Annotated in this window: 20 protein-coding genes; all 20 read left to right on the forward strand. The window is 42.9% G+C overall.

Features of this window, described 5'->3' with window-relative positions; all coding sequences use genetic code 11:
* The first annotated feature begins 689 nt into the window (after positions 1–689).
* Positions 690–2,135, forward strand: a complete 1,446-nt coding sequence (locus tag LQ247_RS00785; RefSeq protein ID WP_025810549.1) for a DEAD/DEAH box helicase — start codon at positions 690–692, stop codon at positions 2,133–2,135.
* Between the two features lie 110 nt (positions 2,136–2,245).
* On the forward strand, positions 2,246–3,655 hold the full coding sequence (locus tag LQ247_RS00790; protein ID WP_425332682.1) for a glycoside hydrolase family 43 protein: 1,410 nt from the start codon (positions 2,246–2,248) through the stop codon (positions 3,653–3,655).
* Positions 3,656–3,791: 136 nt separating this feature from the next.
* Entirely contained in the window at positions 3,792–4,781 is a 990-nt protein-coding gene (locus LQ247_RS00795) for a choloylglycine hydrolase family protein (protein ID WP_231005417.1), read from the forward strand.
* Between the two features lie 81 nt (positions 4,782–4,862).
* A complete protein-coding gene (locus LQ247_RS00800) occupies positions 4,863–5,342 on the forward strand; it encodes a hypothetical protein (protein ID WP_231005418.1) in 480 nt (159 codons plus the stop codon).
* Between the two features lie 329 nt (positions 5,343–5,671).
* Entirely contained in the window at positions 5,672–7,522 is a 1,851-nt protein-coding gene (locus LQ247_RS00805) for a beta-glucoside-specific PTS transporter subunit IIABC (RefSeq protein ID WP_231005420.1), read from the forward strand.
* 40 nt (positions 7,523–7,562) lie between these two features.
* Positions 7,563–8,972: a glycoside hydrolase family 1 protein gene (locus LQ247_RS00810; protein WP_023856895.1), complete on the forward strand. Its 1,410-nt coding sequence runs from the start codon at positions 7,563–7,565 to the stop codon at positions 8,970–8,972.
* Positions 8,973–9,079: 107 nt separating this feature from the next.
* Positions 9,080–9,766, forward strand: coding sequence for a response regulator transcription factor (locus LQ247_RS00815; protein ID WP_020453510.1), 687 nt, complete (start codon positions 9,080–9,082; stop codon positions 9,764–9,766).
* A gap of 5 nt (positions 9,767–9,771) precedes the next feature.
* Positions 9,772–10,776: a sensor histidine kinase gene (locus LQ247_RS00820; RefSeq protein WP_231005422.1), complete on the forward strand. Its 1,005-nt coding sequence runs from the start codon at positions 9,772–9,774 to the stop codon at positions 10,774–10,776.
* A 101-nt stretch (positions 10,777–10,877) separates the two neighbouring features.
* The gene (locus LQ247_RS00825) at positions 10,878–11,639 is read left to right on the forward strand and encodes an ABC transporter ATP-binding protein (protein ID WP_020453508.1); all 762 of its coding nucleotides are present in this window, start codon (positions 10,878–10,880) and stop codon (positions 11,637–11,639) included.
* Positions 11,629–13,569 carry an ABC transporter permease gene (locus LQ247_RS00830; RefSeq protein ID WP_096748408.1) on the forward strand — a complete coding sequence of 647 codons (1,941 nt, stop codon included), beginning with the start codon at positions 11,629–11,631 and terminating at the stop codon, positions 13,567–13,569. The genes LQ247_RS00825 and LQ247_RS00830 overlap by 11 nt, the downstream gene beginning before the upstream one ends.
* A 438-nt stretch (positions 13,570–14,007) precedes the next feature.
* Entirely contained in the window at positions 14,008–14,769 is a 762-nt protein-coding gene (locus LQ247_RS00835; RefSeq protein ID WP_035338050.1) for a hypothetical protein, read from the forward strand.
* 182 nt (positions 14,770–14,951) lie between these two features.
* Positions 14,952–15,644, forward strand: a complete 693-nt coding sequence (locus LQ247_RS00840) for a DUF7003 family protein (RefSeq protein ID WP_145625418.1) — start codon at positions 14,952–14,954, stop codon at positions 15,642–15,644.
* 41 nt (positions 15,645–15,685) lie between these two features.
* Positions 15,686–16,342, forward strand: a complete 657-nt coding sequence (locus tag LQ247_RS00845; protein WP_394798950.1) for a DUF7003 family protein — start codon at positions 15,686–15,688, stop codon at positions 16,340–16,342.
* Positions 16,305–16,691, forward strand: a complete 387-nt coding sequence (locus LQ247_RS00850) for a hypothetical protein (protein ID WP_306738993.1) — start codon at positions 16,305–16,307, stop codon at positions 16,689–16,691. The genes LQ247_RS00845 and LQ247_RS00850 overlap by 38 nt, the downstream gene beginning before the upstream one ends.
* Entirely contained in the window at positions 16,667–17,425 is a 759-nt protein-coding gene (locus LQ247_RS00855; RefSeq protein WP_145654620.1) for a hypothetical protein, read from the forward strand. Before LQ247_RS00850 ends, LQ247_RS00855 begins: the two co-directional genes overlap by 25 nt.
* Positions 17,426–17,487: 62 nt before the next feature.
* Complete coding sequence (locus tag LQ247_RS00860) at positions 17,488–17,913, forward strand: hypothetical protein (protein WP_231005425.1); 426 nt, start codon at positions 17,488–17,490, stop codon at positions 17,911–17,913.
* Between the two features lie 220 nt (positions 17,914–18,133).
* Positions 18,134–18,808, forward strand: coding sequence for a hypothetical protein (locus LQ247_RS00865; RefSeq protein ID WP_146873890.1), 675 nt, complete (start codon positions 18,134–18,136; stop codon positions 18,806–18,808).
* A gap of 393 nt (positions 18,809–19,201) precedes the next feature.
* Positions 19,202–19,555: a YxiJ-like family protein gene (locus LQ247_RS00870; RefSeq protein WP_231005427.1), complete on the forward strand. Its 354-nt coding sequence runs from the start codon at positions 19,202–19,204 to the stop codon at positions 19,553–19,555.
* A 25-nt stretch (positions 19,556–19,580) separates the two neighbouring features.
* The gene (locus LQ247_RS00875) at positions 19,581–20,318 is read left to right on the forward strand and encodes a DUF2750 domain-containing protein (protein ID WP_231005429.1); all 738 of its coding nucleotides are present in this window, start codon (positions 19,581–19,583) and stop codon (positions 20,316–20,318) included.
* Entirely contained in the window at positions 20,319–20,885 is a 567-nt protein-coding gene (locus LQ247_RS00880; protein ID WP_095291275.1) for a hypothetical protein, read from the forward strand.
* Positions 20,886–20,891: the final 6 nt, after the last annotated feature.

Raw genomic sequence — 20,891 nt, forward strand, 5'->3', positions numbered from 1 at the left:
ATTTCGCTATTCTTGTTTGAATTATTTTCTGAATGCTTTTTAATTTTACTTTCTTTGATGTATGGTACTAAAACAAAAAAGCAATTTACCAGCCCACGAAAAAGAATACTTAAGAAGTCAAATGTTATACAAGGTATTTTAGTATTTCTTTTCATAAGTATCTTTTTTAGTTATGCATTAAATGATATGGTACCTTTTCCAAGTTCATTACTTTATATTTCATTAACTGTCAACTTAATAATGGCTATATACTCTTTAATCGCTCCCTCATGGGTAATAAAAATATATGAATACAATATATATGAAGTGCCGAATGGGTGGATAAGCGATTTGCTTCGGTTTTTTTTGTTTTTCGCATGGTCGGTTAACTATGAGGTTCAAGTTGTTTTATACCGGCTCCCATTTCTGTTGCAACGGTTAATGGGTATTATTTTTATATTTGTTTTGCTCATAAATATATTTTTGATTTCTTCAATGTTTTAAAAGGGAAATTGAATGTTTAAAAAACAGTCGTTTCTTTTATCATTCTTTTGTGTTAACAGCTTTATAAGTTAATTAGGGTGTTTCTTAGGGCTGCGATTATTACAGCCCGTTTTTCATGTCCTTTTGAAATCAGTTATGATTCGCGTATAATCACATTCATAACACCATCATTCATTGGAAATCATATGACCAAAAGGAGTTCATGCATGAACAAAGCCAGTTTTAAAGACTATGCATTAAGCGGCGATATTACGAAAGCGCTCGATCATTTAGGGTATAAGCAGCCGACTGCGGTGCAAAGCGAAGTGATTCCCGCGGCGCTTAAAAAGCGGGATGTTGTGGTGAAATCGCGAACGGGGAGCGGGAAGACGGCCGCGTTCGGAATTCCGCTTTGTGAGCTGACAGAATGGGAAGAGAACAAACCACAAGCTTTGGTTTTGACACCGACGCGCGAGCTTGCCGCTCAGGTTAAGGAGGATTTGACGAACATCGGCCGCTATAAAAGAATAAAAGCAGCGGCTGTTTACGGGAAATCGTCCTTTGAACGGCAAAAAACAGAGCTCAAGCAAAAATGCCATATCGTTGTCGGGACACCTGGACGCGTATTGGATCACATTGAAAAAGGGACCTTTCCATTAGAAAAACTGAAATACCTTGTCATCGATGAGGCCGATGAAATGCTGAATATGGGATTTATCGATCAAGTAGGAGCGATCATCCGCCATTTGCCTGAAGAACGGCTGACGATGCTGTTTTCAGCAACTTTTCCGGAGGATGTAGAGCATCTATCCCTTCAATATATGAAAGACCCTTTGAAAATCGAGATTCAAGCAGGCGGTACGACAACTGCAGATATCGAGCATCAACTGATCATTGTAAATGAAAATGATCCATTTTCGCTTTTAGTGGATCTGTTCATTGTTGAGAATCCGGACAGCTGCATCGTCTTTTGCCGCACACAGGAGCAAGTGAATGAGTTGCAGCGGCGCTTAGCCGGTTTGGGTTATCCGTGCGCGAAAATTCACGGCGGCATGCCTCAGGAGGAACGTTTTGCCGTGATGAACCGCTTTAGACGGGGAGCGTTTCGCTATTTAATCGCGACAGATGTAGCGGCAAGGGGCATCGATATTGAGAACATCACACATGTCATCAACTATGAGCTGCCATTAGATCAAGAAAGCTATGTGCATCGTACCGGAAGAACAGGCCGAGCCGGCAGCCGGGGAAAAGCGATTACGCTTGCCAGTCCGCGTGAAAAAAGGATGATCGCTGACATTGAAGACTATATCGGTTTTTCCATTCCTATTATTGAGGCGCCGTCAAAAGAAGAAATTGTACGGGCAAAAGCGGCATTTCAAAAGAAAATCAATAGGAAGCCTGAGCTTAAACAGGACAAGAGCGAATCGTTAAATAAAGAAATTATGAGGCTCTACTTTAACGGGGGAAAAAAGAAGAAGCTGAGAGCTGTTGATTTCGTTGGGACGATTGCTAAAATTGACGGCGTCTCCGCTGAGGATATTGGGATTATCACGATACAAGAGCAAGGTTCATTCGTTGAAATTTTAAACGGCAAAGGACCGCTCGTCTTAGAAGCGATGAAAAACACAACCGTGAAAGGGAAATTGCTGAAAGTGCATAAAGCGAGGAAATAAACTTAGGCTGCCGACTTTGTCGGGAGCTTTTTTGTTCGTAATAAACCTTGGATAAGCAGCATATGATGAATTGTCAAAAAATGAAAGCGCTTCAAAAGAAAGGAGAACAAATGAATATGAGAAAGTGTTTCATCCAAGTCCTTGCATTGCTTTTCATCATGGCTGCATGTTTCGCGCCAAACCAAGCTTCTGCACAAACTCAAAAACCTGTATTTTCAGAAGTGGCGGTTCACGATCCATCCATTATTAAAGCGAATGGCACGTACTATGTCTTCGGCTCCCATTTAGCTTCGGCCAAATCGACGGACCTCATGAAATGGACGCAAATTTCCTCGAGTGTCCACGACGGCAATCCTCTGATTCCGAACGTATATGAAGAATTAAAAGAGGCCTTTGAATGGGCTGAATCTGATACGTTGTGGGCGCCTGATGTCACCCAGCTTGAGGACGGCAAGTTTTATATGTATTACAACGCCTGCCGCGGGGATTCTCCGAGATCTGCGCTCGGACTTGCTGTCGCGGACGACATTGAAGGCCCATACAAAAATAAAGGCATTTTCCTGAAGTCGGGAATGGACGGGATCAGCAATGACGGCACGCCTTATGACGCGACAAAGCACCCAAATGTCGTCGATCCGCATACATTCTTTGATCAAAAAGGAAAGCTGTGGATGGTGTACGGCTCCTATTCCGGGGGAATTTTTATTTTAGAAATGGATAAGAAAACCGGACTTCCGCTTCCGGGACAGGGGTACGGCAAAAAGCTGATCGGCGGCAATCACAGCCGGATTGAAGGCGCATACATTCTCTACAATCCTGAAACACAGTATTACTACCTGTACATGTCCTTCGGAGGGCTTGCCGCTGACGGCGGGTACAACATTCGCGTCGCCCGCTCAAAAAACCCTGACGGCCCTTATTACGACGCAGAAGGCCATGCGACGATTGACGTCCGTGGCAAAGAAGGAACGTTGTTTGACGATCGTTCAATCGAACCGTACGGTGTCAAACTGATGGGAAATTTCTCATTTAGCAATCAAAACGGCTATGTATCGCCGGGCCATAACTCTGCCTTTTACGATGAAAAAAGCGGCAAATCGTATTTAATCTTCCACACCCGCTTCCCGGGACGGGGCGAGGAGCACGAAGTCCGCGTCCACCAACTGTTGATGAACAAACAAGGCTGGCCGGTTGCCGCCCCTCACCGCTATGCCGGAGAGAAGCTCGACAAGGTGAAAAAGTCAGATGTGATTGGCGCCTACGAATTGGTGCGTCATGGTAAAGATATATCCGCAGATATTAAAGAATCGAAAGAAATCCGCTTAAATCAAAACGGCAAAATAACCGGCGCAGCGGCCGGGACGTGGAAGAACACGGGAGACAACAAAATCGAACTCAAGCTCGACGGAAAAACATATGACGGTGTATTTTTGCGCCAGTGGGATGCAGCTTCTGAGCGGAAAGTGATGACGTTTAGTGCGTTGTCTCGTGAGGGAGATGCGGTTTGGGGGAGTAAATGATGTGATTAAAAATGACCTCTGTTCTGGAGGTCATTTTTATCTTAATCCCTTTCATTTTGACGAATCATTTCCAATTCGATAACATGGAAATAAATTGTTCACGAAGTGTAATATCAAACGAAAAGGATGAGACGCAATGTGTACAAGTATCACGTTGATGACTGCGGGTCGGGAGCATTTATTGGCGAGGACGATGGATTTTGATTTTGAGCTTAACGGGGAAGTGCTGTTGCATCCGCGTCGCTACAAATGGAAAAGTGAAGCAGACGGCAGCGAGCATGCCGGCCGGTATGCGTTTATCGGGATGGGCAGAAGGCTCAATAATGCGCTGTTTGCTGATGGTGTGAATGAAAAAGGATTGTCTTGCGCGGCGCTTTATTTCCCGGATTATGCTGTGTATGAAAGCGAGACGAAAGAGCAATGCCGCAATCTTGCGCCGCACGAATTTGTGACATGGGTGCTGTCGGAATGCGGCGATTTGGAGGAAGTGAAAAAAGCGGCTGTTTCCGTAAACATTGTTGAGAGAGAGGTCAGCTTGCTCAGTACGGTGACGCCGCTTCATTGGCTATTAACGGACCGCTTCGGTGCGAGCATCGTTGTTGAACCGGCGGCCGGAGGCATTCAAATTCATGATAATCCGGTCGGCGTGCTGACGAACAGTCCGGATTTTCCTTGGCATTTGACCAATTTGCGCAATTATATCGGTCTTCAGCCGGGACAGTTTGCCGCGAAAAAGATGGGAGACCTGACGCTGTCGGCTTTTGGCCAAGGTTCCGGGCTGTCCGGATTGCCGGGAGACTTTACACCGCCATCCCGTTTTGTCAGGGCAGCAGTTTTGAAAGAGCACATGAAGCCCGTGTCCGATGAAACAGAAGGCGTTTCTGCCGCGTTTCATATTCTCTCCCATATGAATATTCCCAAAGGGATTGTCATAACTGACAATGGCGAAGACGATTACACCCAATATACGGCGGTGATGTGCAGCGAGACGTGCAGCTACTATTTTCACCATTATCAAAACAGGCAGATTCAAAAGGTTTGCATATTACAGGAAGACCTGGACAGCAACGAAATAAAGGCGTTTCCGCCAAAGCAGGAAGAGACGTTTCATTCTCTTCAATCATAAACGAAAGAAGGAACAATATTGCAAAACAAAGCAGCAAACAGACTCATTTTATTAGGCATTAGCTTACATAGCATATATTGGTTGTTTATATTATTTTTGTTTTTTCATTTCAAACATCAATTTGACGTTTATGCCGTTTGGAATCCGAATGTCACGGACGGATATATGGAGGCTGGGACTTTCGTGGCCGCGCTGAAGTTGATGATCTACTCAGGCACGTTGTTTAATTTGGCTCTCTTGTTCATTTTGTGCTTGTTGATTGTAATTTTAGTACAGTCGGTCATTTTTATTGCCCTGGAAATCACCGCTTACGTGAAAATCAAAAAAGATCCGTTTTCTCCATGGGGCTCTTTTATTTTAGCGATGGGCATTAAAAACATTTTCACAAACTTATCAGGGATTCCGTTCATGGCCGCCGGATTCATTCTTCATAAGCAGCAGGAACCGAAAGACGCAGTTGCACAGCCGGCAGCGCGAAGGAAAGCAAGGCGAAACCCTGCATTGCTTATGAAAAAGGCGGCGAAAGCTAGAAAACATAGAAATAAAGGTATAAAGTCTTAGTTTCTAGTTTGCGTGTATTCTATTTTTTATGAGACAATTGTAATGAAAGCGTTGACATGAACAAAAACAGGTGCTACAGTATAGTTACAGACTAATATCAGCAAGTTTCTTAAGGATTGTTACTGCTTTTGCAGGCAAAACCTAAGTTGCGTACAGCTTTCTGGGACATCGTCCCGTTCAAGCCGGCGTAATTTAGGTTTTTTTTATACCCAAAATGAGGAGGTGATGTGAGATTCCGAGGATTCATTGCGGTTCCAAGCCAATAAAAAAGCCGGGTGAAGGCGGCCACCTTCAGTCCGGCAGATTCCCCCAAAAGAGGAGGTACTCATATGGATTATAATAAAGTATCGAAGGACATTTTACAACTCGTGGGCGGTGAAGAGAACGTACAGAGCGTGATTCACTGCATGACAAGACTGCGTTTCAACCTTTATGACAATGCGAAGGCAGACCGCGCGAAACTGGAAAGTCTTCCGGCTGTAATGGGCACCAACATCAGCGGCGACCAGTTTCAGATTATCGTTGGAAATGATGTGCCTAACGTTTACAAAGCGATTATCGAAAACAGCGGACTGAGCGAGGAAAAGGCTGGCATGCAGAAAGCAGAAGGAAAGACAAATGTGATGAGCGCCATCTTTGATGTCATTTCCGGCGTATTTACACCGATTCTGCCGGCGATCGCCGGTGCGGGTATGATCAAGGGGATTATAGCGTTAGCCGTGACGTTCGGCTGGCTGAGCGAGAATAGCCAGGCGCACACTATTCTGACTGCTATCGGCGACGGTGCGTTCTACTTCCTGCCTTTATTGCTTGCGGTCAGTGCAGCGAAAAAATTCGGCAGCAACCCTTATGTTGCTGCGGCGATCGGAGCGGCGATTCTGCATCCCGATCTGACAGCGCTCCTCGGTTCAGGGGAAAGCATTTCCTTTATCGGATTGCCTGTAACCGCTGCCACGTATTCGTCGACGGTGATTCCGATTTTGCTTGCCATCTGGATTTCATCTTATGTAGAAAAATGGATTGATAGAATCACCCCGACTTCTTTGAAACTCATCTTTGTTCCGACTTTCACCCTGCTGATTGTCGTGCCCGTTACATTGATCACGGTCGGTCCACTCGGAGCGATTATCGGAAACTATCTATCTGTCGGTGTGAATTATTTATTCCAGCATGCTGGCCTCATTGCAATGGTTCTGTTGGCCGGAACGTTCTCTCTCATCATTATGACGGGAATGCACTACGCGCTGGTGCCAATTATGCTTAATAATATTACTCAAAACGGATACGACTACTTGATGCCGGCCATGTTTCTGGCCAATATGGGGCAGGCGGGCGCGTCATTCGCAGTCTTTTTACGCTCAAGAAATAAGACGTTCAAATCGTTGTCGATGACGACAAGCATCACGGCGTTGATGGGAATCACGGAGCCGGCGATGTATGGTGTCAACATGAGGCTGAAAAAGCCGTTTGTCTCAGCGCTTCTCGGTGCAGCCGTCGGCGGTGCTTTTTACGGTGTCACAGGAGTTGCATCCTACATTGTTGGAGGCAACGCCGGATTGCCTGGCATTCCGACATTTATCGGCCCTACATTCGTTCAGGCGATGATTGGCCTTGTTATAGCGTTTTTTGCAGCGACGATTATCGCTTATCTGCTAGGGTTTGAAGATGTGCCTTCACAGGAAGATGAAGTTCAGGCTAAAGACGAACCTCAAGGCAACGCGGCCGCCGAAGAAATTATTCAAAGCCCGCTGAAAGGCGAAGTCAAAGCATTGAGTGAAGTGGATGATGCGACATTTTCAGGAGAAGTCATGGGAAAAGGTGTTGCCATTGAGCCAGAAGAAGGCAAAGTGGTGTCGCCTGTATCAGGCACGATCACGACCGTTTTTCAAACGAAGCACGCCCTCGGCATCACTAGCGACAATGGGGCAGAAATTATTATCCATATCGGAATCGATACGGTGAAATTGAACGGTGAGCACTTTACCGTGCATGTCAATAAAGGAGACGCTGTAAAGCCGGGAGACCAGCTTGTCTCATTTGATATGGATGCGATTAAGGATGCAGGCTATCAGTTAATCACGCCGGTTATCATCACAAATACGGACCGGTACCAGTCGATCAAGTCTTTGAAAACAGATGAAAGCGTTGACATTGAGGAAGCGCTGATCGCGCTGGCGTAGAGAGAGGAAAGCTCGACAAATTTGGATGAGGTGAAAGGATATGACTGAACAAACGAAAAAATTCCCTGATGGTTTTTTATGGGGCGGAGCGGTTGCCGCAAACCAAGTAGAAGGCGCCTATAATGTCGGCGGAAAGGGGCTCTCGACAGCTGATGTGTCGCCGAACGGGGTTATGTATCCATTCGATGAGTCGATGGAGTCATTGAACCTGTATCACGAAGGCATCGATTTTTACCACCGCTACAAAGAAGATATCGCTCTTTTCGCCGAAATGGGATTTAAAGCGTTTCGGACATCGATTGCCTGGACGCGGATTTTTCCTAACGGTGATGAAAGTGAACCGAATGAAGAGGGACTCGAATTTTACGATCGCCTCTTTGATGAGCTATTAAAATACAATATTGAGCCAGTCGTGACGATATCCCACTACGAAATGCCGCTCGGTTTAATTAAAAAATACGGAGGCTGGAAAAACCGGAAAGTGATCGAGTGCTATGAACATTATGCGAAAACGGTTTTCACCCGCTATAAAGACAAAGTGAAATATTGGATGACGTTCAACGAAATCAACATGGTCCTGCATGCGCCGTTTACAGGCGGTGGCCTTGTATTTGAAGAAGGCGAAAACCAGTTAAATGCGATGTACCAAGCTGCGCATCATCTATTTGTTGCAAGCGCCCTTGCGGTAAAAGCAGGCAAGGATATTATTCCGGACGCTAAAATCGGCTGTATGATTGCCGCAACGACGACATACCCGATGACGCCAAAACCGGAAGACGTGCTCGCCGCGATGGAAAATGAGAGAAGAACGCTGTTTTTCTCGGACGTACAGGCACGCGGAGCTTATCCGGGCTATATGAAGCGCTTCTTTAAGGAAAATGGAATTGCGATTGAGATGGCTGAAGGTGATGAAGACATTCTGAAGGAAAACACAGTCGACTATATCGGTTTCAGCTACTACATGTCAATGGTTGCGAGCACGAATCCGGAAGATTTGGCAAAAACGGGAGGCAACTTGCTCGGAGGGGTTAAAAACCCGTACCTTGAATCGTCCGAATGGGGCTGGCAGATCGACCCTAAAGGAATCCGCATTACGCTGAATACATTGTATGACCGCTATCAAAAGCCGCTTTTCATTGTTGAAAATGGGCTCGGCGCCGTCGATGTCGTCGAAGAAGACGGTTCGATACAAGATGACTACAGAATCAACTATTTGCGCGATCACTTAAAAGAAGTAAGAGAAGCGATCGCAGACGGCGTCGACTTAATCGGCTACACATCATGGGGCCCGATCGACTTGGTCAGCGCATCCACCGCCGAAATGAAAAAACGCTACGGCTATATTTATGTCGACCGTGACAATGAAGGAAACGGCACGTTTGCAAGAACGAGAAAGAAAAGCTTTTACTGGTATAAAAAAGTGATCGAAACGAATGGCGAGAGTTTGTGATATTTAAAATGGCTGTCCTTTACAGGACAGCTTTTTTCTCTGTAGCGCATGAAAACGATTTGCTATACACTTGACTTAGAAAAAAGACAAAAAGTGCGGTGAGGCAAATGTTTAAACTGCTGTTGATCGAAGACGATGAATCGCTGTTTCAGGAAATAAAAGAACGGTTAACCGGGTGGTCATACGAGGTGTACGGCATCGACGATTTCAGCGAAGTGATGCAGGAGTTTGCGGCGATTAAGCCCGATTGCGTCATTATCGATATTCAGCTGCCGAAATATGACGGGTTTCATTGGTGCCGGCAGATCCGTTCCCGTTCCAACGTTCCGATTCTCTTTTTATCTTCGCGCGACCATCCGGCTGATATGGTCATGTCCATGCAGTTTGGAGCAGATGATTATATTCAGAAACCGTTTCATTTTGACGTGCTGATTGCCAAAATCCAGGCGATTTTCCGCCGTGTTTACGACTATAATACGGAGCCTGAGATTCTGAAGAAAGCGTGGTGCGGTGCAACCGTTGATCCCGAGCAAAACCGCGTCAGCAATAAGGCGGGGTCGATCGAGTTGACGAGGAATGAAATGTTCATTTTAAAACAATTGATCGACCAAAAAAACAAAATTGTCAGCAGGGAAGAATTGATGAGAAGCTTATGGAACGATGAGCGTTTTGTCAGCGATAACACGCTGACGGTCAACGTAAACCGTTTGAGAAAAAAACTGGATACCTTGAACTTGGGGCAATATATTGAGACAAAGGTCGGCCAGGGCTATATGGCGAAAGAAGAAGGATGATGAGAATGCTGAAAGCGTTTTTGACCGAGAGGCGAAGCTGGATCGCCATATTTGTCTTGCAGCAGATCGTCTTTCTGTTTATCGCTTATGTCGATTCAACCATTCCTTTTGCATCGATTTTATATATGACCTATTTGTCTTCATTTATTTTTATCGTTTTTGTACTCGTCCGCTTTCGGAGGGAAACGAAGTTTTATAAAAGCCTGGAAGAATGGGATCACAATCTCGATGTGACAAACATTCGAGAGGCGGAAACGCCTTTCGAAACGATGATTGAAAAAAGCATAGCCGAACAAACGAAACAGTTAAAGCAAGAGGCGGCGCAGCATCGCCTGGCATTGGAGAATGAAAAAGATGAGCTCATGGCCTGGATACATGAAGTCAAAACGCCGCTTACCGCCATGCATTTGATCATGGAGACGATTGACGATCAATCATTAAAATCGAGACTCGACTATGAATGGCTGCGCGTTCACCTGCTGCTCGATCGCCAGCTTCATCAAAAGCGGATGTCATTTATCGAAAATGACTTGTCTCTTGAAGCTCTAGAGCTCAAACCTTTAATCTTTAAAGAACTAAAAGATTTGCAATCATGGTGCATTCCAAAAGGGATCGGGTTTGATATACAGCTTGAGGCCGGGGAAGTGCTCAGCGATGCGAAATGGCTGTCTTTTATCATGAGGCAGCTGCTGACAAACGCAGTGAAATACAGCGAAGCATCCGATATTTTGATTAAAAGCTATGAACAAGATGGCCAGGTGCATCTCGCAGTTCAAGATTTTGGACGGGGCATCGATCCAAAAGATATACCGCGTGTGTTTGACAAAGGTTTCACATCAACAACGGAGCATCATGATCAGGCCGCCACGGGAATGGGGCTGTATTTGGCGAAAAAAGCGGCAAAGCCGCTCCTGATTCATATCGAGGTTGATTCTAAACCAGGAACGGGGACAACCTTTACGCTGATTTTTCCGAAGCAGAACGAATTTTCCCGTGTGCTTGGCGTGTGACAAAAGTGTCACACGCTTTTCTTTTTTGTTCGCTGAATCGAAGGAAAACGGCTGTCCTCCTTTCTATAATAAAAATATCCAGTCAAAAGGAGATTTTAAAAATGATGATTTTAGAAGCGAAAAAAATACGAAAAAGCTATGGAAATAAGCACAATAAACACGAAGTGTTAAAGGGAATTGACATTCAGATCCAAAAGGGTGAATTTGTCAGTATTATGGGCCCGTCAGGTTCAGGCAAAACAACATTGCTCAATGTTCTGTCCTCTATTGACCAGGTGAGCGGCGGAACGATTAACATCAACCAAGCTGAGATGACGAATCTGAAGGAAAAACAGCTTGCTGAATTCAGGAAGCAGCATTTAGGATTTATCTTTCAAGAATACAATTTGCTCGATACGCTGACAGTGAAAGAAAATATCCTTCTGCCGCTGTCGATTACGAAAATATCAAAAAAAGAAGCCGGTCAAAAATTTGAGGAAGTCGCGAAAGAATTAGGCATCTTTGAGCTGAAGAATAAGTATCCGAATGAAATTTCCGGCGGGCAAAAACAGCGCACATCAGCAGCCAGGGCGTTTATTCATGAACCGAGCATTATTTTCGCTGACGAACCGACCGGTGCGCTTGATTCGAAATCCGCATCAGACTTGTTAAACAAGCTGAGCCAGTTAAATCAAAAGCGCCGGGCCACAATCATTATGGTAACCCATGATCCCGTCGCCGCGAGCTTCTGCAGCAGAGTGGTTTTCATTAAAGACGGACAAATTTATACGCAGCTGAATAAAGGCGGACAAGACAGGCAGATGTTCTTTCAGGACATCATGAAAACGCAAGGCGTGTTAGGCGGGGTTCAGCATGAGTATTAATCAGCTGATCTTCCGCAACCTGAAAAAGAATATACGGAACTATTACCTTTATGTGTTTGCGTTAATCTTCAGCGTGGCGCTTTATTTTGCGTTTGTTACGCTGCAGTATGATCCGGCGATCGATGAAGTGAAGGCATCGATAAAAGGTGCAGCGGCTTTGAAAGCAGCTTCCATTCTTCTAGTGGCAGTAGTAGCAGTTTTTATTTTGTATGCCAATACGATTTTTATTAAGCGGCGCAGTAAAGAAATCGGTTTATTCCAGCTAATCGGCATGAGGAAGCAAAAAATCTTCCGTATTTTAAGTTTGGAAAATGTCATGCTGTATTTCGGCTCTTTGGTCATTGGGGTGTTTGCCGGGTTTTCGATCTCAAAGCTCGTGCTTATGACTTTATTTAAAATAGTAGATGTTCAAGCTGAAACCGAATTGAATTTTTCCGGAGAAGCGCTTGTGCAAACTGTCATTGTATTCTGCGGAATCTACCTGCTGGTGATGGTGATGAATTATACGTTTATCAAAAAGCAAAGCATTTTGTCATTATTTAAAGCGACATCAGCTACGGAAGATAAGGTAAAGAGAATATCCGTTTTTCAAATGATCATTGGCTTATTGGGCATCTTGTTTATTTTGTCGGGATATTACATTTCTACTGAGTTGTTCAGCGGAAAATTCAAGACCATAGATGAGCTGTTTTATGCGATGAGCTTTATTCTCGGTACCGTTATCATCGGAACGTACCTCTTTTATAAAGGATCGGTCAGCTTTGTCTCCAACATCATCCGCAAAAGCAAAGGAGGCTACTTAAATATTTATGAAGTGCTGTCCCTTTCATCGATCATGTTCCGGCTGAAATCAAACGCTCTATTATTAACGATCATCACCACTGTTACGGCACTGGCGATCGGTTTGTTATCCTTGTGCTATATTTCGTACTACTCTGCAGAGAAAGCCGCCGAACAAAATGTAGCGGCTGATTTCGCTATGACAAATCAAAAGGATGCAAAACGGTTCGAACAACTATTGGATGAAAACAACATTTCATACAGCAAAAAAGAAATTCATGTCATTCAGGCGACTTTCAATCTGGAACAAGTTGTCGAAGGGGATCCTGAAAATATGGCTGGTGACCCGGGGAAATTACCCCTCGCCGTAGTCAGCGATGCAGAGATTGACGGGATTGACGTGCACAAAGGAGACGTCATTTTCTCAGGATATAACGACCTTCTCCAGAAACTTATGGCTTTAAAAGAGACGGGGGCCATTAAGGTAAAGAGCGAGCATGAGACGATTCCATTAAACTATTTAGGGCTGAGAAAAGAGTCCCTCTTATCCTTCAACTTTACCAGCGGCGGATTGCCTGTAGCCGTTGTGGATGATGCGCTGTTTAAACGTCTGAGCCAAGACAAAGATCCAAAATTACAGCAGAAGTCGAGTCTTTTTTACGGGATCAATTTAAAAGATGAAGATCAGATTCAGCAGGCAAATGAATTGTTTGCAACAGTGAATCAAAACGATCAGCATTTATCGCTCCTCGATGCAAGCACAGCTCAAAAATCGCTTTTCGGACTTGCCATGTTTATCGTAGGATTTCTAGGACTTACGTTTCTGATCACATCAGGATGCATCCTTTACTTTAAACAAATGGACGAAAGCGAAGATGAGAAACCGAATTACACGATCTTGAGAAAACTTGGTTTCACGCGCGGGGATCTTCTGAAGGGGATACGAATCAAGCAAATGTATAATTTCGGAATTCCATTGGTTATCGGCCTGTCTCACAGTTACTTTGCTGTCCAATCGGGCTGGTTCTTATTCGGAGCAGAGGTGCGGACGCCGATGATCATCGTGATGGTGCTGTACACCGTTCTGTATTCTATTTTCGGTTTGCTGTCCGTTCTTTACGGTAAGAAAGTGATCAAGTCGGCGCTGTAGCTGAGCCGTGTGGAATCTCGGCCGCAGCATCAGAGACGAATGAAAGGGCTGTTCCCGAGTGGGGGCAGCCTTTTTTGCTTCGCTCAATGAATATAAAAAAATGTAATTTTTATTGGGTTTTAATCCCTTAAATATTTTAGGAATATTGTAACAGTTCTATGCATCGGTTAAAATATAGATAATAATGAAGCTAAACGATGGAAAAAGTGATCTATGCTGAAAAAGAGATACCGTTGATTATGAGTTTGTGATTCAACCATTTTGATACAAAAGAGCGATTGTTTGACGATACCTTGGTTAATTCCACAGCTTGCGGTTGTCCAGGTACAGAAACATTTAAAATAGTACTGGACAGGCGGCTGTATACATACGGAAGAAACGCTATGAATACTTGCTGTCAGTTGCAATAGAGAAGAAAGAGTTGAAAGGAGCTTTCTATTGGGCATTTGGGAAGAAGAACATAAAAACAAGAACATTATGATCGGTGATGACGGATTGGATATCCTTCACGATGCGGTAGAGAAATTCTATAAAATGTCCAAGGAGCATTTGGATAGGGAACCGGCTTTAGACGAATTTTTCGTAACATTGCTTCATGTATTGAACACAAATGGAGATTCATTTTTTCCGGAGCTAAACGAAAGACAAATTACAGATATAAAAGCTTCAACAAAAAAAGCTAAGTCCCTGTCAAAAATTGTGCCCGGCGCTATTATTGAGATTCCCTTAGAGGAGATAAATAAATACAGCTATGCATGGGTTTTGGAAGGAAACTTGGCAAAACGTAAAGATGATGATGTGCTAATTCAGTATTATGACATTTTTGTAGATCAAAAGCTGAGTAAAGCTATGATACGTGATTTACTAAAAGAAGAAAATAAGCTATTTGTAGCAAATACAAGTTACACTGGTTTTTTGCAGGATGATTGGAAGGTTGTTTCTAAAGCAACTCAAGATTTGTTGAAACAATATGATGAATCCAAATTAAGATTTATTACTTATGAGGAAGGAAAATATTTTATTAGTGAAGGAAAAGAAGGCTCTTTAGGTGGAGATGATGTATTAACAGAAGTAGATCAGAAAACAGGTAGGGCCATTTATAACCCCATAGGAATATTCGGCCATTTATGTATAGAGACGATTCTAATGAAGTATTCTAACGGCATTTCAATGGAAGATATCATTAAGTATGAAACATAAATAAATATCCAGTGTGTGGCCTGATATATTAACTAGGAGTAGCCATGGTAGCTGTTAAACGATCATAAAACACCATGAGCTTTCGGAAATTGGATTAGTGGTAAGGCGTTTTAGACGAATAGCAATTTAATTACACAAAAAACCAAAAAGTGTTAGCAAAAGGAAAAACGGGGGTGATGATCGTGCTCAAAAATAAAGAAGCGATTCTTGCATTGCTTGATGATTCATTCAAAAAGGGAGAGTTTCCATTGCTTGATAACGGAAATTTCGACTTCGCAAAAGGCAAACTTTCGGTATTTGTTGAAGAGGATAACTGGCTCTTGACGTTTCAGTTGTTCGGATTGTCAAAATTGGGGCCGGCTATTGATTTTCATGCGATGGGCAATCAAGTAACCAATCATGAAGTAAGCTTTTTAGTTGATGAGCCGTTTGCGTTTTTGGACGAAAAAGGAAACAAATTAGAGTTGGAGGATGTGGAAACCGGTTTTGCAAAAAATCCGTTTAGCATTGTCCTTAGAGAGAAAGTATTTCATTTTTTCATTGAGCAAAAAGTGCAAGCAAATATTAATGCGGAGAATGAATGGATTACCTGTTTGAGGCAGATGAGTAAAAACCGTTTATTTCTCGACACTCTCTGGCTGACAAAACATGAACAACTCCAAACTGCTGATCTCTCGTTAATGTATGACCAATTGTATTCAACAGAAACGTGGATACATCCAGAAACAGAAAAGGATTTGCCAAGTCTTTCTCCTTTCTTTCAATCAATTGCCGAAGCAATATGCCGCAAAAAAGCAACATATCTATCAGACTATGCCAATGGAAATACAGAGTGGCCAATGTGGGCATCCACAGATTCTGTCGATTATTTTTAAAAAGTATTTAAGGGAGAAATCCATCGATTAAAAGCAGAGAAATTCTTAGTTTATTAGACGGTGAATTTAGTGAATTAAACAGACCGATTTTTGAATGGCGCGAATGTAACTATATCGGCAGTAAATGTACGTTAATGCGATTAAATAAAGATGATTGGTTACTTTCAATACAGTGCTTTCAAATAGATGATAAAGGGCCTTTTCTGTCTATTCATGCATACAGCAACAGTTTTTCAGACAACTACAGCTTAATCATTATGGACGACTTCTCTTTAACGACCAAAGCAGGTGAGCTGGTAACATATCATGAAAGTAATCTGGATCAATTAAGCGAAGTAGCCAAAATTGAAATTGTGGAGACTCTTTACTGTATAAAAGCTAACCAGAGAAACAGATACCAAAAACAGACAAAAGAAGGAGCGTGGAAAACATACTTTAGAAACTTGTTTGAAGATCCTTCTTTCAGAGAGGCTCTTTGGATAAAACCCGAAAATCTTCTGAATGAATTAGGACTACAATGCGATTATGAAGAAGTGTATGAAACAGAGAATTGGGAGTATCCCGATTATTTAACTAGCCCAAGTGAATTAGTTTCATTTCAATCATTTGCAGAATATCTTGAAACTGGACAAGGTCCGGTTTGTGCAGGGGTCCCAAATAATGATTGGAAACAGTGGGAAGATTACGATATCGACTAAGGCATGTTTAGAAAGCCTATGGGGAGAATCACATTCGATAACAAAAGAGGTGTTAGATGTGGAAAAACCTGAATTATCGGACTGTATCTGCAAAATGAAACAGGTGTTAAAAGGAGATTTGGCGAGAGAGGAACTTTCGGATTGGGCAGGGGGTTATGTATACGCTGACGATCCGGAAGTAGAAGATGAGAGGGTATGGAATTTGTTGATTTTACTAAGCGGATTCGATTTAAAGGATTCACCTGAAACATATTTGCATGATAAAGAGGAACTAAAGGATTGGATAGAAGAATACTGGAACGGCCCCATTGATGAGGTGAGAAAGTGCACCAACGAACGTTTCGATTAGGAAAAATAGATATCTACTTTCCCGACTCTGTCATCAAAAAATATTGGTTTTATGCAGATGTGGCAGCATTATTGAATCAAGAAACGACAGAGCAGGCTGTCTCTCTCATTAGAAAAGAATTAAAGCAAAGAGGATTCGGTAGGATAGCCTTTGATTCAGAAGCCGATGGAACCTCAGTTTCCTATCGGGATGGCCAAAAAGTGTTTGAAGTGGCCGCGGTTATAAATGAACTGCATAACCCTTCCTTTATGGTTTCTCAAGAACTGCGCGACAGTTTTAAAGAAGAGATTGCGAACTATAAGATTCCTAAAGGACAAAATTATAAAATTGGGGATAAAATCATTGTGCCTGACAGCCATAACACTTACTTTCATATCATGCAGATGATAGATGAGTATGAAGGCAGTGCGGTCTGCATTCTGTTCAATAAGGTTTACAAGGGAATGGACGAGGCGGCTTCAGCAGAAATAGGGAAAGACTTATTAAAAGAACATGTCTTCGCGGCAATGTGTTTACAAGAAAGCTATATTATCGATTATACCTTTAAGGTTATCAGCTCAAATCATGAGCCGCTCGCTCGTGTATTGTATACAAATCGAAGAAACCGTTTATTAGACGAAACCTTTCCGAATATATCCATTCAAGAATTGTTTGAGTTAGAACGGAATGCTGCAAATAGTGACTTTATGAAGGAAAGCAGACAAAAGCTATCATATCTGACCTGGATTAACTAGAAGGAATGCGGTCCGTGTGTAAATTAAATACCGAGTCTTTGACGAGTATAGGAAATCTGGATGTGATCAACCTTCTGCATTACCATTCACTGTACTCATCCGATCTTCTGTCAAACAATGACCTCATTACATTTTTTGAACATCTCGATTTTAACCAGATTCTTATCGAAATTATGGGAACGCCCGATTTCATAGATGAAATGAACCCATTCATTGAAGATAAACAATTTGCTGTAAATGCCCTATCGAAAAGGCTCATCCACGTTGAGTGCATGTTGACTAAAGAAGAACTGCTAGAAAGACACAAGCTGACAGAATACCTCTCTTTTCTTGCTTCAATCAATGATTTTGTTGTTTTAGTAGCAGACCCGGTTAACAATAAAAAATATTTTAATAGCGTGACTCAAAAGGTTGATGTACATATTGAATCAAAGGAGAAGGTCATCTGGTTTGAATTTGATGCGACTGATGTCTATGTTGTGGAATAAAGCGTCATCAAAGGAGGCGTTTTTCTTCCCTGACTGAATAATAATAAAGGACTGAATAAAAGAGGTGAGTTCTTACTTTTTAGAATCCGGTGGGCATTAGATATTGAAAAGGTTGAGGGACACTTTAAACTTTATTAAAAGAATTGAAGATTTATATCAAGAGGATGATTACGGGTGCGAGCCTGTTTATTGATAGTTTATTTTCTTAGGAGGAAACCTTTTGGAACATATCTTTTACGGAAAAAGCTTCAGTCGACCGATCGGCTATAAAATCATGTTTGAAGAGTCACCGCGAGATGATCATCATCATGTCGGTGGGGATGAGTGGAATCTGCCGAATTGCAGGCTCTGCGAGACTCCAATGCATCAGCTTGTTTGTCTTGATTTAAAGGATGACCGGCTGAGCGAGTTGAGAGGGGAGCACTGTGAAGAACTGGTTTTGTTTTCATGCTTAAATTGTTCAATGCTCTGGGAGGAGCAATTTTTTAAGCTCGATTTTCAAAATCGCTCTGCAGCTGTCATCAAACAAGAACAGGAAGAGTTTGAAAAGGCTGATGACGAAGATCAAATAACGGCTCCGTTGCGGCATGTCCCGGTTTCGCTTGTCGAGATGGAAGCTGAAGATTATCCTACTTCTGAAGAGAGGTACGATGAGATTTTTACAGCACTCGGGACTGCATATTTTGGCCGCGTATTTGGCAAGCCTTTGCTCGCAGAAGATGAGCTTGATTTGACTTGCTGTGAATGCGGACAAGGCATGACGTTTGTCGCTTTAATAACAGGTGAGAATGACTTCGACGAAAAATATGGAGATTTGTTTTTTGGAGAGGCGATCCTTTATTTTTCGCTCTGTCCGGCATGTCATATTCTTAAGGTCGAAGCTCAAAGTATATAAACGTGATTGTGAAGGACGATGACAAAGGACATTTGGTCTGATTTAGCGTTTGATGGCACTCATCCTAAGGTGTGTTTGAACGGTTCACGAACCGTGAATATGAGACATACCTTGAACAAGCCTGCCATTTTATCTAAAGATCCTGCCCGGAGAGGTGGGTAAGAAGAAGGAATTTCAAATTGGATTTTCTTAACAGCTACCTGCTCAGAAGTCTATCTGACGAACCTTGGCGTTCCAGGCTACTCAGTCAGAAAGCATCATGACATTGAATCAGGCCGGTATTTGGGCGGATTACAAAAATATCTTGAATGGAAAGCGCGCGATGTAGGCAATAATTGAGATCCACTTTTCTTTTGATAAAACAGAATTTTTACGATCTGCGGGTGAAGGACAATGAAGAAAAGATACAGATATTATCGGCTTGATGCTGATACTGTAAATCAACTGAAGGATATGGACAAGCGCTTGTCAGGACCGCTTCCGGCAGATTTGGATGCGTTTGAACAAGACGGTCACGGCTTGTCAGGGGATTTTTACGAGTATTTTGCGCTCGTCGCCGGCAGTTTAGGTTACGTTTTGGCGGATAAAAAAATGCCTAAGGTGCAACACCAATCACTAGAAAAAACGTTTTTTGAAGTTTATCCAAAGAACAAAATCGAAAATTACCCTGAGACTTTTCATGTGGTTGCCATGCATGAAAATGTCAGGAGATTGTTGTGTTCGATTGTAAACCGCAGGAAGACTTGACCATACCCATACAGAGGTGACTATAGTGGAGTTGTCTAAACACGAAAAGCTTAATCTGGAAATACCCGAGTTTTCACCGGTTCATATTAAAGAAATTATCCGGTTTCAATACTACAAAGAATTTCATGAAGGAAAAGACATCAGCTCGATCGACATGACGGTTCTCTATGAAGATGAGAATGACAGCTATCATATTGATTTGACATTTAAGGAGGTTTCTTCTGTTCGGTTAACCGATTTTGAAAGCCGGCATGGCGGTTTCAAAATCGATCAATTAAACGCCGGCTGGGAGAATATCAATTATGTTGTTGAAGATTATGAAGACGGGACATTCCAATTTTATTGCCATACATATGATGTTTCACGCATTGAACGAATCGTGCCAAGGCTGAACAAAAAAGAAGTCGAGGCTTTATTAAAGGCTTCGAAAGAGAAGCGGTACGAGTATTTTATTAAAAGAATCGCCGACTTTGAAGAGGTCTGGTCATTATATGGCGACGGATGGGTGATGACGGAGGATGATCAAGGCGGCAAATTGATTCCGTTCTGGCCGGCAAAGGACTACGCCGAATTGTGCGCAGTACAGGAATGGAGCGCATGCACAGCCAGACCGATCGATCTCGAAGACTTTGTGAATGAGTGGCTGCCGGGCATGAAAGAAGACGGAATTCAGCCGTCCATCTTTTTCAACTCGAGAGACGCTATTATATTGCCGATCGATTCTCTCTTGGAAGACATCTTGGCGGAATTGGAGAATTATTAAATGTATCGGAAAGGTGATGGTAAAAACAGCAGTGAGCTGCATCTCTTCCGGCAGGCAGCAGACAAATTATTAAATGCAGAAAAGGAGTTTCCAAATCTTGTGTTCAGACAGAAGTTCCGATATTTCTGTTTCGAAGAATTTCATTGGGTGTTGTCAGATGATAGCTGGCATATGCTAAGCCAATTGGCAGCTGCTTCAGGCGATGAATATATTGTGATGGGAGGAATTGAGGAGTGGTCAGACACTTGGGTGAAGCTTCCCGTTGATATGTCGTCTGAAGCGTATCTTTCGGTTTTGACAAAGGGTTCGGATCAGAATGAAGACATGATAACGCTGGCTTCTAGAGTTGTATGGATGTCACCTTCACAAAAATGGGTTATTTATGGCTCGCGTACATTCGAAATATGTGTCATTGGCTTTAATGATGATGCATTGAAGGAAAGTCTGAAGTCTTGGCAGCCGCTCAATGATATCGTGCTGGGTTGGATTTCTGTCATATTTTACAACCAAACCATTCCCCCGGATTTTCAGGAAATTTTCCAGAGGCATTACGGAGAAAAGATGTGAGAGGAC

This window comes from Bacillus sp. BS3(2021) (genome assembly GCF_021043345.1).
GTDB lineage: Bacteria > Bacillota > Bacilli > Bacillales > Bacillaceae > Bacillus > Bacillus paralicheniformis.

Coding starts and splice junctions, on each gene's coding strand:
- LQ247_RS00785 (WP_025810549.1), top strand. CDS start 690: ATGAACAAAGCCAGTTTTAAAGACTATGCATTAAGCGGCGATATTACG.
- LQ247_RS00790 (WP_425332682.1), top strand. CDS start 2,246: ATGAATATGAGAAAGTGTTTCATCCAAGTCCTTGCATTGCTTTTCATC.
- LQ247_RS00795 (WP_231005417.1), top strand. CDS start 3,792: ATGTGTACAAGTATCACGTTGATGACTGCGGGTCGGGAGCATTTATTG.
- LQ247_RS00805 (WP_231005420.1), top strand. CDS start 5,672: ATGGATTATAATAAAGTATCGAAGGACATTTTACAACTCGTGGGCGGT.
- LQ247_RS00810 (WP_023856895.1), top strand. CDS start 7,563: ATGACTGAACAAACGAAAAAATTCCCTGATGGTTTTTTATGGGGCGGA.
- LQ247_RS00815 (WP_020453510.1), top strand. CDS start 9,080: ATGTTTAAACTGCTGTTGATCGAAGACGATGAATCGCTGTTTCAGGAA.
- LQ247_RS00820 (WP_231005422.1), top strand. CDS start 9,772: ATGCTGAAAGCGTTTTTGACCGAGAGGCGAAGCTGGATCGCCATATTT.
- LQ247_RS00825 (WP_020453508.1), top strand. CDS start 10,878: ATGATGATTTTAGAAGCGAAAAAAATACGAAAAAGCTATGGAAATAAG.
- LQ247_RS00830 (WP_096748408.1), top strand. CDS start 11,629: ATGAGTATTAATCAGCTGATCTTCCGCAACCTGAAAAAGAATATACGG.
- LQ247_RS00850 (WP_306738993.1), top strand. CDS start 16,305: ATGATTGGAAACAGTGGGAAGATTACGATATCGACTAAGGCATGTTTA.
- LQ247_RS00870 (WP_231005427.1), top strand. CDS start 19,202: ATGAAGAAAAGATACAGATATTATCGGCTTGATGCTGATACTGTAAAT.
- LQ247_RS00880 (WP_095291275.1), top strand. CDS start 20,319: ATGTATCGGAAAGGTGATGGTAAAAACAGCAGTGAGCTGCATCTCTTC.